The 12,449-nt window shown below is 66.9% G+C and carries 15 protein-coding genes; 6 read left to right on the top strand and 9 right to left on the bottom strand.

The genetic code is table 11. The features are described 5' to 3' along the window. Positions 1 to 217 precede the first annotated feature (217 nt). A complete protein-coding gene (locus C6570_RS10475) occupies positions 218 to 976 on the bottom strand; it encodes a hypothetical protein (protein WP_123812247.1) in 759 nt (252 codons plus the stop codon). A gap of 297 nt (positions 977 to 1,273) precedes the next feature. Here C6570_RS10475 and C6570_RS10480 point away from each other — a divergent pair, with 297 nt between their 5' ends. Next, complete coding sequence (locus tag C6570_RS10480; protein ID WP_106703152.1) at positions 1,274 to 2,386, top strand: chorismate transformation FkbO/Hyg5 family protein; 1,113 nt, start codon at positions 1,274 to 1,276, stop codon at positions 2,384 to 2,386. 173 nt (positions 2,387 to 2,559) lie between these two features. On the opposite strand, the gene C6570_RS10485 is transcribed toward C6570_RS10480, so the two are convergent. The 5 genes from C6570_RS10485 to C6570_RS10505 all read right to left on the bottom strand — a co-directional run bounded on the left by C6570_RS10485 (position 2,560) and on the right by C6570_RS10505 (position 6,855). Continuing rightward, positions 2,560 to 2,943 carry an energy transducer TonB gene (locus C6570_RS10485; protein ID WP_245896161.1) on the bottom strand — a complete coding sequence of 128 codons (384 nt, stop codon included), beginning with the start codon at positions 2,941 to 2,943 and terminating at the stop codon, positions 2,560 to 2,562. 379 nt (positions 2,944 to 3,322) lie between these two features. After that, positions 3,323 to 4,291 (bottom strand): GSU2403 family nucleotidyltransferase fold protein, encoded by a 969-nt coding sequence (locus C6570_RS10490; RefSeq protein WP_106703154.1) that lies wholly within the window; start codon positions 4,289 to 4,291, stop codon positions 3,323 to 3,325. Between the two features lie 177 nt (positions 4,292 to 4,468). Next, positions 4,469 to 4,813: a hypothetical protein gene (locus C6570_RS10495; protein ID WP_106704643.1), complete on the bottom strand. Its 345-nt coding sequence runs from the start codon at positions 4,811 to 4,813 to the stop codon at positions 4,469 to 4,471. 345 nt (positions 4,814 to 5,158) lie between these two features. After that, positions 5,159 to 5,563, bottom strand: coding sequence for a phage holin family protein (locus C6570_RS10500; RefSeq protein ID WP_106703155.1), 405 nt, complete (start codon positions 5,561 to 5,563; stop codon positions 5,159 to 5,161). A gap of 185 nt (positions 5,564 to 5,748) precedes the next feature. Continuing rightward, on the bottom strand, positions 5,749 to 6,855 hold the full coding sequence (locus tag C6570_RS10505) for a dienelactone hydrolase family protein (RefSeq protein ID WP_245896162.1): 1,107 nt from the start codon (positions 6,853 to 6,855) through the stop codon (positions 5,749 to 5,751). Between C6570_RS10505 and C6570_RS10510 the strand changes: the two genes are divergently transcribed. Next, positions 6,854 to 8,008, top strand: coding sequence for a Fic family protein (locus C6570_RS10510; RefSeq protein ID WP_164675528.1), 1,155 nt, complete (start codon positions 6,854 to 6,856; stop codon positions 8,006 to 8,008). The two genes, C6570_RS10505 and C6570_RS10510, sit on opposite strands and share 2 nt — an antisense overlap. A 110-nt stretch (positions 8,009 to 8,118) precedes the next feature. On the opposite strand, the gene C6570_RS18155 is transcribed toward C6570_RS10510, so the two are convergent. From C6570_RS18155 to C6570_RS10520, 3 genes are all read right to left on the bottom strand, one after another. Beyond that, the gene (locus tag C6570_RS18155; protein WP_164675529.1) at positions 8,119 to 8,256 is read right to left on the bottom strand and encodes a hypothetical protein; all 138 of its coding nucleotides are present in this window, start codon (positions 8,254 to 8,256) and stop codon (positions 8,119 to 8,121) included. Between the two features lie 122 nt (positions 8,257 to 8,378). Then, a complete protein-coding gene (locus tag C6570_RS10515) occupies positions 8,379 to 8,795 on the bottom strand; it encodes a type II toxin-antitoxin system VapC family toxin (protein ID WP_106703157.1) in 417 nt (138 codons plus the stop codon). Beyond that, a complete protein-coding gene (locus tag C6570_RS10520; RefSeq protein WP_106703158.1) occupies positions 8,792 to 9,049 on the bottom strand; it encodes a type II toxin-antitoxin system Phd/YefM family antitoxin in 258 nt (85 codons plus the stop codon). The genes C6570_RS10515 and C6570_RS10520 overlap by 4 nt, the downstream gene beginning before the upstream one ends. A 24-nt stretch (positions 9,050 to 9,073) precedes the next feature. On the opposite strand from C6570_RS10520, the gene C6570_RS10525 reads away from it, so the two are divergent. The 4 genes from C6570_RS10525 (at position 9,074) to C6570_RS10540 (ending at position 12,227) form a co-directional block, all read left to right on the top strand. After that, positions 9,074 to 9,322, top strand: coding sequence for a hypothetical protein (locus tag C6570_RS10525; RefSeq protein ID WP_123812248.1), 249 nt, complete (start codon positions 9,074 to 9,076; stop codon positions 9,320 to 9,322). Between the two features lie 532 nt (positions 9,323 to 9,854). After that, the gene (locus tag C6570_RS10530) at positions 9,855 to 10,289 is read left to right on the top strand and encodes a CopG family transcriptional regulator (RefSeq protein ID WP_106703160.1); all 435 of its coding nucleotides are present in this window, start codon (positions 9,855 to 9,857) and stop codon (positions 10,287 to 10,289) included. A 43-nt stretch (positions 10,290 to 10,332) separates the two neighbouring features. Then, complete coding sequence (locus C6570_RS10535; protein WP_106703161.1) at positions 10,333 to 11,526, top strand: extracellular catalytic domain type 1 short-chain-length polyhydroxyalkanoate depolymerase; 1,194 nt, start codon at positions 10,333 to 10,335, stop codon at positions 11,524 to 11,526. Positions 11,527 to 11,630: 104 nt separating this feature from the next. After that, a complete protein-coding gene (locus C6570_RS10540) occupies positions 11,631 to 12,227 on the top strand; it encodes a Fic family protein (RefSeq protein ID WP_106703162.1) in 597 nt (198 codons plus the stop codon). Positions 12,228 to 12,449: the final 222 nt, after the last annotated feature.

Below are 12,449 nucleotides of genomic sequence, written 5' to 3' on the forward strand. Positions count from 1 at the left end.
CGGGCGAAGCGCTGGCCGGCCGGTGCGGGTGTGTCGCAGTCGGCAGCCCGTCGGGTTCGACATTCTTCGCCCGCACCCGCAGGGGGCACAAGGAGCCTTGGGTGACCAGCTCAACTAGGCATGGCGAGGGCGCGTGCCAGTCCGCGCGTCTTGCCTGCGACGAGAGCACCCGGCGGCAACGCCAGCCAGCCGCACACTGCAAGCCTGCACGCCCCGTTTACTCGCGCAGCCGCCTGCGCGCCAGCCCGGCCAGCAGCAGGCCCGTCAGCGCCAGTGCGGCTGGCCACAGCGTGGGCACGGCCTGGGGTGGCGCGGTCACATTGCTGAAGGTGTAGTTCACACAACCCAGGGTGATGCGGTTGATGAGGTAGTCGCCGTGTACGCCCGAGCCCAGCGAATAGCCGATGGCGCGCACGCGGGCGTTCGGAAACGCCGACTGCCATTCAGTGGCCAGCCCCCACCAGCTGGAGCCGTAGCCGCCGCCGGTATGCGGCGCTCCGGATTTGACGAACAGAGCGGCCGTGCTGGACAGCCACCAGGTGTTGCCGTAGGCCGTTTCACCGACCAGGAAACCGTCGACCGAGCCGTTGCCGTCGAAGTCCACCGCCAGCTGCAGCGAGGGTGGGATGGTGCCGCTGGTGGTGGTGTAGTCGCCGGCCTGGGCGATCGTCTCGGCCCCCAGCGCGCTGAGGGGGAAGTTGGTGGGGTAATAGCCCGCCGATTTGTCGGTCGTGCCGTTGCTGTCGGTCCAGATGCGCAGGGCGTTGGGCGTCAGCGCGTAGTGCCCTGTGGCGCGGGTCTGCGAAAAATCCCAGGCCGACAGGTTGGCCGGCGTGGTGACCACCGAACCGTAGGACGTGCACGCGGGGATGGTCTGCGCCTGGGCGGGGGCGCCCCAGGCCGCTACAGCCACCGCCGCGGCCGCGAGCGCCTGTTTGGCGCGCATCTTCGGGGCACTGCGCTGGGTCGTTGGCATGGCGATCTCCCTCCAAAGTCGTCGAAGTGGCCCAAATGTACCAATATGTATTACATGGTGACCATTAGGGATTGCGAGCCCAGGGCAGGCCAGCTGCCCGCCGGCAGACGGCCGCCCAAACCCGCTTTGCCCGTACCGGCTCAAAGCGTTTGCGACAATCCGGTGCCTTGGCCCATTCCTTGGCCCATTCCTTGGTCCTTTCCTTGGTGCTTTCGTCCCACTGGCCTGCCTTCGCCACCGCTCGCCCCAGGGCTGCCTACCGCTTTTGATCTGCCCGCTACGCCGCGTGCCCTTTGCATGATTCGCCTGCACGACCTCGACCTTTCAGCAACCAGCAACCCGGCTTCCCACGGCGCCGCTGCGCGCGTGCTGCTGGCCCAGCGCCTGGGTCAGCCGACGGGCGAGGGCGCCGCGTCGCAGGGCGGCTCCGCTATGGATTGCGCCTTGCCGCTGCTGGCCGGGCAAGGCGTGGGCGCGGCATCCGACCATTGGCTGGGCGGCGATGCCGACCAGCCCACGCACACCGGCGAAACCACCGTGGCCGAGCTGATCGGCGCCGTCATCACCCACCCCGCCGCACGCCACCCCGCCATCGCCAGCACCACCGTGCGCTGGTGCCAGCGCGGCGACTGGCTGGCCGCCGCCATCGACCTGCCCGAAGCCGACGAGGGCGAAGGCCTGCAAGCCCTGGCCGACGTGGCTTATGGCGCTCTGTTTGCCCTGCTGCACGCGCGCGGCACGCCGCATGTGCTGCGTTTTTGGAACTACCTGGCGCGCATCAACGAAGACGCGGGGGGGCTGGAGCGCTACCGCCGCTTCAACCGTGGCCGCCAAGACGCCTTTGCCCGCGCCCGCCGCAACGCGCTGGAAGGCTCGCCCGCCGCCAGCGCCGTGGGCAGCCCGGCCGGCGCGCCGCTGCAGGTGCGCGTGATCGCCTCGGCCAGCCGCGCCAGCCTGCCGGTGGAAAACCCCCGCCAGGTATCGGCCTACCACTACCCCAGCGCCTATGGCCCGGTGGCGCCCAGCTTTTCACGCGCGGCGCTGCTGCCGCGTGCCGACGGCGGCGCGCTGCTGGCCATATCCGGCACCGCATCCATCCTTGGCCACGCCACCGTGCACGTGGGCGACGTGCGCGCGCAAACGCACGAAGCCTGCCGCAACCTGCAAGCCGTGCTGGCCGCCGCCCGCGCCCAGGCCGCTGGCCGCACCCTGGCGGACCTGCGCGACGCCTGCCTGACCATCTACGTGCGCCACCCGCAAGACGCGCCCGCTGTGGCCGCCGCGCTGGCCGAGCAGCTGGGCGAGGGCGCACCCGCGCTGGCCACCGCCGTCTGGCTGCAGGCCGACATCTGCCGCGATGACCTGCTGGTGGAAATCGAGGGCGTGGTGAACGGCGCGGCGCCCGGCTGATCGCGGGGGCGGGCGCTTGACTCTGCGCGCTGATCGTTGGTGTTGACCGCTGAGTGCGGATCGTTGAGTGCGGATCGTTGAGTGCTGAGCGCTGGTGCTGGTGCCGCTGTATCCCGCGCCCGCGCCGACAGCATCGCCCGCGCCCCCACCGTACCCAACGCCGCCGCGCACCTTTAACGCTGCACCTGCTCCTCCGCAGGCTGCGCCGCTCCCGGCGCGCCGCCTTCGGCCACTGGCGGCATGCTGAAGCGAATCGGTTGCACCACCACACCCGATTGCGGCACGCCGTTGCGTGTGCCGGGGCGGATGCGGAACCTCGGCACCGCGGCCAGGGCGGCCTTATCCAGCGCCGGGCTGCCTGAGCTTTGCACCACCCGCGCGTCCCGCACCGCGCCGGTGGCGTCGTAGGCCAGCCGCAGCTTCACCGTGCCTTGCTGGTCCAGCCGACGCGCCGCAGCGGGGTATGGCACGCTGAAAGACTCCATGCGCGGCGGCTCCACCACATCCGGCACGGTGACGCAGCCGGTCAGCCACGCGGCGCAGACCAGCTCGGTCATGCGGCTTGCCACCCGCCGGTGTGCGCCAAGCGGCCGCGCGATGGTCGAAGTGATGAGGACGAGCGGGGGCGGGTTGAATGCGAGCATTGTTGGCAAAAAATGGCTCTAGCGCAGGCTGCACCTGCGCTGGAAGCTATCAAAATTCAAGCGATGACCAGGGCGACATATTCGACAAGGCGAGGTTCGGGTGAATGCGGGCGTGATGTTTCCGTGCCATCCAAGAGAGCTGATGTTGGCATGGAAATCCGTTGCCAATCAGTGGTTTAGCGATTTCGCGCGTGCCTTGAAGTGCAGTTAGGCATCACACCTGCTGGCCCATCCGCACATGGCACAGCCAACGCGCTTCTTACCGGGCGACCGGCTACGGGCGTCTTCGTGCTCACGGGTCGAGCGTCTGTTGCAACTGCGGCAGGTATTCGGCCACCAGGGCTTGCACGGTGTCCGCCTGCAGGGCGTCGCGCTGCACCTTGAGCGGGTCGCGGTCAAGGCGGCGCGCCAGCCAGCGCTTGAAGCGCGCAAACGCCAGGGGGTGCACCGTGTTCATGCGCGCCATGTGCCCGCTGGGCGCGACCACCATGGCAGAAAAGCGCGGCGCGCTCACCAGTTGCTCGGCGTTGCGCGCCTGCACAGCCCAGAAGTCTTCCTCGTGCTGGCTCAGCCGGGCGGGGTGTGGGTCGTCTTCCTGCACTTCGCGGCGCAGGATGTCCACCTCAAAGCCATCGCTGTTGACCGCCGTGTAGGGCTGCTGTTCGACCAGGGCGAAACTCTTGTCCACCTTGCGCAGCAGCGCCAGCATGGATGCGTCCAGCCGTTGCAACTGGGTGGCCAGCTTGAAGCGCTTGCGGGTGTCCCACAGCAGATCCACGTCGCGCGTGGCGACGGCGGCGCTTTCCACGCGCACACCCGCCGCCGCCTCATAGGCGTACAACGCGTGGGTGCCAACCACCGTGAAATGCTCGGCCACACCCTGTTGTTCAAGCATGTCGAGCAGGGCCACCACCAGGGCGGGCACGCGCCCGACGAAGAGCGCGCGGTTCAGGCGCTGCTGGCGCGTGAGGGCTGCAGACAGGTCTTTGAGCCTTGCCTCGGCCTCTTGCTTGCGCTGGGTGAAGCTGGCGTACATCGCCTCAGTCTCCGCGCTGCGCGGCCCCAGGCTTTTCTGCGCGTTGCGCACCGACGTGCGCACCAGGTATTCACCTTGCGCCACGTTCTTCCAGTACATGCCGCCCCGCACGGCGCTGGCCTTGAGCTGCGCTGCTCGCTGCGCTTCGAAAGTGGCGCGCGCGTCCACGTATTGGCGCCGAGCGTCGTCGCCAATGTCCTGAAAGCGAATGGAGGGCTTTTCCATGCAAAAGATATAAAAATCAAATTATACGGAAAAACTTTATAAATCAACGAGTTGTGTTTATGTCAACGGCAGCGTTGGATGATTGTGCTTTGCTGACCATTTTGGCCGCCAGCGCAGTGTGCACCAGCGCCAGCAGCTATCAAAAAAAGAGTAATGGGCCGTGCTGCGCCCCGACCATCAAGCCTGCCAAACGCCCCAGCCGTTGGCGCGCAGGTCGATACCGATTTCCACCTCGCGCGCGGCCGCTTCGGCGTAGCGCATGGGGTTGAAGCCTTCGTACAAATCCGGCAGCAGGCGCAGGCCGTAGCGCAGCACGTAGCGGTTGTGCTGGATGCCCGCCTTGTGCTTGTCAAAGCGCACGTCCGGGTCCAACCCCGTCATGCCCACGTACACGCAGGGCTTGCCCGTCAGGTAGCCGGGGTTGCTGCGCAGAAAGCGCGGCTCGGCCAGTACGGCGGACGAGAGCTCGATCACGTACACGTGGTAGTGCGCGCGGCCGCCCCGGCGGGGCTTGGAAAGCACGTCGGCCGCCCGCGCACCCGTCTTGGCCGAAGCCTTGGCCGCTGCCTTGCGCGGCGCTGCTCGGCTGGCGGGCGGGGGCGGTGGGTCCGATGGCGGCAGCGCGCGGTTCATGCCTTGCCTGCGGGTGAAGCGGGGGCGGCTGCCAGCTTGCGGTGCATGAGGGCTACAAGCAAAACCGGCCGTTGGCGCAGGTGCAGCGGGCGATGGCCGCTATCAATTGGCTAGCGGATTAGTGCAGAACGGCCACGAGGGCCGCTTGCCCCGCGCCGCAACCGGCTCTGCACCGCGCCCGCCAAGCCGACCGCAGCGCGCCCGAAGCGGCCACAGCGCCAGCCCGCCGCTGCCTCAAAGCCACGTACTGCCGGGCGGCGGGCTCATCTGGATGGTGTAGTCCGCCGTGCCGCCCAGCAGGAAGGCCAGCGCCACGCTGAGCAGCGACATGAAGATGCTGGCCCAGAACGCCGTCCAGAAGCCGTTGATGTGAAAGCCCGACACCAGCTTGGCCACCAGCATCAGCACCAGTGCGTTGATCACCAGCAAAAACAGGCCAAACGTGACCAGCGTGAGCGGCAGCGTCAAGAACACCAGCAGCGGCCGCACCACCGCGTTGGCCAGCCCCAGCAGCAAGGCCGACACCACCAGCGTGCCCACGCTGTCAAAGCGCAGGCCCTTGAACACGTGGCTGGCCACCCACAGGCCGAAGGCGGTGATGGCCCAGTGGAGGAGGAAGGGGGTCAGGTTGGCGAGCATGTTGTTTTCTCAGAACTTATTGGGTGGCGCCGTAGGGCGCCTGAAGGGCTTGGGCCAGCGGTGAATGGGTGTTTTACACGGTGCCGCAGAGGCTCTGCAGGTCGATGCCGATTTTGCGCAGAAACCTAAACAAAACAAGCCCTTAAGCGATCTGCTCTGCGGTGAAGGGCCGCTAATGCGCCAATCTACTTCGACAGCAACAGGCCGCGCAAGAAGCCTTCTTCAGCCTGCCGCGCCTGCGGCAAGTTGAGCAAGGTATGCGGCGCGCCTGGGATGAGCACGATGCTGGACACCGTGTTGCCTGCAAGCACCTTGCCGCAGTGCCCCAGCGCCTGGCTGTTGCCCAGCCAGGGGTTGGATGGCGAAAAATACACGTCCGTGCTGCTCATCACGTTCAACACCGGCAAAGTGTTGGGGATGTTCGACCGGTGGCTTTGCACGTGGTAGTTGTCTTCGCAACTCCAGCTGAACAGCATGCGCCCCCGCTCTTGTGGCGCTGCCGCAGCCCTTTGGTAGCGCGCAACCGCTACGGCGCCCTCGCTGGTGCCCGCAATCACCAGGCGCTGACTCTCGGCCCATGGCAGCGTCGCCAGCGCGTCGACGGCGGCCGACAGCTCTTGTGCACGCATGGTGTGCACAAGCTCGTACTGCGCCTTGGCGATCGGCGACTTGTAGGTCATGCGGTCAGGCAGCTGCATCGAATCTGCCGACAGGCTGGCAACGCCCAAATCGGTAGCCAACCACTTCTGCCACTCTTTGATGGCGGGCGCCACCCCGGACGAACCGTGCACAAAAACCACGACAGGCGCTTTGCCAACCGCGCGCGGTGCGTCTTTGAGCAACCCGTTGAATACCGCGCCACCGGTAACCGACGCGGGCAACGACACCCACGCGTTGTCAACCGCAGCCTTCAAACTTTGCGCGGAATGCACGGTTGCGTTGCCCTTCGTCGAACCCGTTGGCACGTCCGCCTTGGGTGCCGACGCGGCCACGTCGCCCGGCGCTTGGGGGCCACTGGCGCACGCGGTCAAGGCCAGTGCCATGGCGGCGGTGGATAGGGCTGAAGCGAAAGCGCGCAATTGAAAGCTCCTGTGGGGAATGATTTGGCGGCACTGGCCATTGGCAATCGCCGCAATGACAGAGAAGCATAAATCACGCCCATCTAGCGCCCACGCACTTGCCCAATCCCACGGGCGCGGGTTGGCGTGCCGGCTTGGCAGCCGTGACCTTGAAGCGCAAAAACCCGTTAATCGCTTCAGTTGTGAAGCGATATTGCCTAAAATACGCTTCATGGTCGCCGCACTATCGCCTCCACCCCGCTGGATCTGGCAAGCCCTCGGCTGGCCAGTCTTGCACTTTGACGCGCAAGCGGTGCAGGCCTCCATCTCTGCCGCGCGCCTGGCGCAGGGCCGGCTGCTGGGGCTGGCCGCCAGCCTGCAAATGGCCGACTTGGCCGCGCTGCAGTTCGACGAATGGACGCAAGAGGCCGTGGCCACCGCGCAGATCGAGGGCGAGGTGCTGCAAGTCCATTCGGTGCGCGCCTCTGTCGCCCGGCGCCTGGGCCTGCCCGGCGCCAACACCGCCCCCCACGCTGCGCGTGACGCCCGTACCGAAGCCACGCTGGACGTGTTGCAAGCTGCCACACAGCAATGGCAGCGCCCGTTGACGCAGGAAGACCTGTTTGCCTGGCACGCCGCGTTGTTCCCCACCGGCCGCAGCGGGCTGCAAGCCATCGTCACCGGCGGCTGGCGCACGCATGCTGAGCCCATGCAGATCGTCACCCCGCGCCTGGGCAAGCCCGACGTGCTGCACTACCAGGCGCCCGCCTCGGGCGATGTGCCCGCCCACATGGCTGCGTGGCTGGCGTGGTTCAATACCAGCCTGGGCACCATCGATGGCGTGGCCCGCGCCGCGCTGGCGCACCTGTGGTTTGAAGCCATTCACCCTTTTGAAGACGGCAACGGCCGCATCGGCCGCGCCCTGGCCGAACTGGCGCTGGCGCAAGACCTGCAAAGCCCCCAGCGGATGATGAGTGTGTCTGCCCAGTTGCTGGCCGCTCGCGCTGAGTACTACGCCCAACTGCAAGCCGCTACCGGCCATCCCGTGCTGGATGTGACCAGCTGGGTGCAATGGTTTGCCACCCGTGTGCAACACGCCGCCGACGCCTCCACCGGCCACATTCAAACCGTGCTGGGCAAAACTCGCTTCTGGAGCGAATTGCAGACCGATCACCCCGACCTGAGCGCCGCCCAGCGCAAAGCCCTAGGCCGCCTGTACGATGCCGGGCCCGGCGGGTTCGTGGGCGGCCTGAGCACGGATAAATACGTGAACCTGACCGGCGTATCGCGCGCCACTGCGTACCGCGATTTGACCGATTTGGCCGAGCGCAGGCTGCTGGTGCGCACGGGGCAGGGGCGGGCGACGCGCTATGTGTGGCCAGATTGACCAGCCGCCCGCGCGACGGCCGCTGCGCCATCAAGACAGGAAAAACAGCGCCAGCGCCCGCCCCGTGTGCGCTGGCCGCTATCCAACTGAGAGCAGTCGGGTCGCCCGATTCAACGCTTCTTCTCTTTGCCCTTGGGCAAAGTCACCGTCACCGGCGCCTGCGGACGGTCTGAGGTGCTGCCGGTCTTGGGTGGCGAAGTGTCCTTCTTCGGCTTCTTCGTCATCTTCTCTCTGCGCTGTTCACCCATGGCGGGCTCCTTCGGTTGCAGGTTTGCGGGGTTGCGAAAGGTGGCGATGGTAGCTGGCTGCGGCGTGCGATGCGCTGGACGCGCGCCCGGCGCCTGGACAGTCTGCGGCCACCCGTTCAGAGTCAGTTCTTCAACCAGGGGTTGAACACCTGCACGGGCAGCCCCGCAAAGTCCTTGGTGTTGCGCGTGACCAGCACCAGGTCGTGCGCCAGTGCCGTGGCGGCCAGCAGGCTGTCAATCGCAGGCAGAGGCCGGCCGGCCGCCGCCACCAGACGGCCCCAACGGTCTGCGACAGCGCCATCCACAACCAGGATGCGGCCGGTAAAGAACAGCGGCAAATCGGTCTCCAGCCAGTCCGTGAGCGCCTGCCGGCGCGCTGTGTCGGCGGCGCCTTCCACGCCTTTGCGGATTTCGCCCAGCGTCAGCACGCTCAGGTACAGCGTCACCGGCGGCCGCTGGGCAAACCAGGCGACCACGTTGGCATCGGGTGCCTTGCGGCGCAGTTCGGACAGCGCGTTGGTGTCGATGAGGTAGCTCAAAAGCCCTCGTCCTCTGGCTGGCGCGTGAGGCTGGTATCGCGTTCAAACACCACGTCATCGGCGTCAAAGAGCGGTGAGCGCCGCATGAAATCCACCAGCGAGCCCTGCGCCTGCGACAGGCGGTCAAAGGTGCTGCGCGACACCACCACTGCCACCGACTTGCCATGCACCGTGATGTCTTGCGGCTGCGTCTGCGCCGACTTGACCAGCTCCGACATGCGCGCCTTGGCGTCTTGCATTTGCCATGTTTGCATCGGGAGGCTCCTTATTCTGACCAGATGGGTCAGATTTTAGACCGACCACACGTGCAGCTACAAGCTGCGTCGTGCCAAAACCCGGTTCTACAGCGAATTGCAGGCTCGCACCCCGACCTGCGCGCCGCCCAGCGTAAACCCCCGGGCCGCCTGTACGACGCCAGGCCGGGCGAGATTGCGGGCGGCCTGAGCACCGAGAAATACGTCAACCTGACCGGCGTGTCGCGCGCCACGGCCTACCGTGAATTGACCGACCTGACCGAGCGCGGCTGATGGAGCGCACGGGGCAGGGCAGGGGGACACGGTATCGGCTCGTGGGTTAGGATGAATAGTCAAAAATGGCTGTGGCGCTTGACTGGTAAGCGCGAACAGCTATTAGAGATGTAGCGATGAGATGTAGAGACAGAGCTTGCTTATAAATTTTGATCTGACCCCAATTTCCTCCAATTTCCTACCAATTTCCATTTCCCAATTTCCCAGAGTGCGGCGGGCGTTATTGCTCCGGAGCGGCTCACCGAGCGCACGGGCAAGGCAGCGGGCGCGGTATCGGCTGCTGTGGTGATATGAAATTTGTAGCGAGATCGCCCCGAGCGGCGCCGACAGAGGCTGATTGCGAGCTAATCATGCGAGAAAAATCCGCTGTGCCCCATGTTGTCCCGCTGATCCCTTCTGCACCGACCCCACGTTCCCACCCGCTTGTCTACGCTGGCAGTCAGCCGGCGGGCGCTGATCGGCCCTGTGAGATTGGGCTTAAGCCTCTAAAAATTCCACCGGTATTCCACTTGGAAGGTATTAAGATGGCTTCATGCCACGCAAATCCCGCATCGCCACCGCCGCCAACCCTGGGCCGGCCCGCCCGGTGGACGAAAAGCTCAGCATCAACCTGGGCTGCGTCGACCTGGGCCAGATCGATCTGCTGGTGCAGGAAGGCTTTTACGCCAACCGCACCGACCTGATCCGCACCGCCATCCGCAACCAGCTGGCCACGCACCAGGACGTGGTGCGCCAGGTGGTGGAGCGCAAGACGCTGGTGCTGGGCATTCAGCACTACAGCGCGGCCGATCTGGCGGCGGTGCTCGACGCGGGCGAGCGCCTGCAGATCCGCGTGCTGGGCCTGGCCACCATCGCGGCCGACGTCACGCCCGAGCTGGCCTTGGCCAGCATCGAATCCATCACCGTGCTGGGCGCCTTGCACGCGCCGGCCGCCGTCAAGGCGGCGCTGGCCGCCCGTTTGCGCTGAGGCGCACCAGCACCACATCACCCGGCTTTTCTAGGAAGTACCCATGAACCCACAGTTTCAGCAACACATGGCCGAGGCCACGCGGCTAACGCGCCTGGGCGATGTGGCCGCGGCCACCGCGCTCATCCAGGCGGCGCTGGGCGGCGTGGCACTGGCCGGCACGCCGGCCGACGCTACGGCCGCCGCGCGCACATCGGCTGCGGGCAGCGATGTCATCGACGTGGTGGCGCGCGTGGTGCCGCCGCCGCAGGCGCCAGTGCCAGTCCCGGTGTTGCCCATGCCCGCAGGCCCGTTCGCCCGCGCGGGCGCCGCGCCAGACAGCGCGCGCGTAACCGCAGACGCCCCGCAACGCCCCGCCGCACGCACCGCGCCTGATGCCCAGCCTGGCCGCGAGCCCGCGCGCTTCGTCGCCGGGCGCTTTCAGCACCCCACGGCCGGGGCGCGCGACTACAAGCTCTTTCTGCCGCCCGGTGCGGGCGAGCAGCCTCGCCCGCTGGTGCTGATGCTGCACGGCTGCACCCAGACGCCTGACGACTTTGCCGCCGGCACACGCATGAACGAAGCCTCCGCCGCGCAAGGCGTGGTCGTGCTTTACCCGGCGCAGTCGGTGCAGATGAACCCGCAGCGCTGCTGGAACTGGTTCAAGCGCCAGCACCAGCAGCGCGACCGTGGCGAGCCGGCGCTGCTCGCCGCGCTGGTGCGGCAGGTCGTGGCCGATCAACGCATCGACCCGTCTCGTGTCTACGTCGCCGGCCTCTCGGCGGGCGGCGCCATGGCGGCCGTGCTGGGGCAGGCTTACCCCGATCTGTTTGCCGCCATCGGCGTGCATTCGGGCCTGGCCAGCGGCGCGGCCGGCGACCTGCCGTCGGCCCTGGCCGCCATGCAGTCGGGTGCACCGGCGCCACGTGCCTCGCGGCCCGTGCCCACCATCGTGTTCCATGGCGACCGCGATGCCACCGTGAACCCCGCCAACGGCGCGCAGGTTTTCGCCGCCGCCACGCCGCCCGGCGCCACGGCGCACACCGAACGAATCGCCCGCCCGGGCGCGCGCGCCCACACCCGCCAGCAGCAGCGCGACGCGCACGGCCGCGTGGTGGCCGAGCACTGGCTCGTGCACGGCGCCGCGCACGCGTGGTCCGGTGGCAGCAGCGCCGGCAGCTACACCGACCCGCAGGGCCCCGACGCCACGCGCGAAATGCTGCGCTTTTTCCTCAGCCAGCGGAACGGCGGCCAATAAGGCGGTGCGGTGTGGCGAGAAGAGCGGATCGGCCACTAAAGGCATTGCCGCATTTCATGCCCAAATTGGGTTTTTGATCCGCGTCGGCCGACGTGCCGGCGCACATGGCCGCCTGGCTGCGCTGGTTCAACGCCAGCCTGGGCCAGATCGACGGGGTAGCCCGCGCCGCGCTGGCGCACCTGTGGTTTGAAGCCATTCACCCTTTTGAAGACGGCAACGGCCGCATCGGCCGCGCGGTGGTCGAACTGGCGCTGGCGCAAGACCTGCAAAGCCCGCAGCGCTTGATGAGCGTATCCACTCAACTGCTGGCCGCCCGCGCCGACTACTACGCGCAACTGCAAGCCGCCACCGGCCAGCCTGAACTGGACGTGACGCCCTGGGTCGGCTGGTTCGCCACCCGCGTGCAGCGCGCGGGCGAAGCTGCTGCCGCCCACACCCAAAGCGCGGCCGATAAAACCGCCCTTTGGTCACACCTGAACACCGCTCACCCCGACCTCAGCGCCGCGCAACGCAAGTCACTGGGCAAGCTGTTCGACGCCGGCCCCGATGGTTTTGCCGGCGGGATGAGCACCGAGAAATACGTCCACCTGACCGGCGTATCGCGCGCCACGGCCTACCGTGAATTGACCGACCTGACCGAGCGCGGGCTGCTGGCGCGCACGGGGCAGGGCAGGGGGACGCGGTATCGGCTCGTGGGTTAGGATGAATAGTCAAAAATGGCTGTGGCGCTTGACTGGTAAGCGCGAACAGCTATTAGAGACGTAGCGATGAGATGTAGAGACAGAGCTTGCTTATAAATTTTGATCTGACCGCAATTTCCGTAAATTTTGATCTGCCCCAATTTACGTTTAATGCCTGCGCTTCTGCGGCGCGCTTGCTGACCTGATACATCGGAAAATTGAGAGGGCTGGCGCGGCGTATTA

It is taken from the genome of Ottowia oryzae, from assembly GCF_003008535.1.
Lineage (GTDB): Bacteria > Pseudomonadota > Gammaproteobacteria > Burkholderiales > Burkholderiaceae_C > Ottowia > Ottowia oryzae.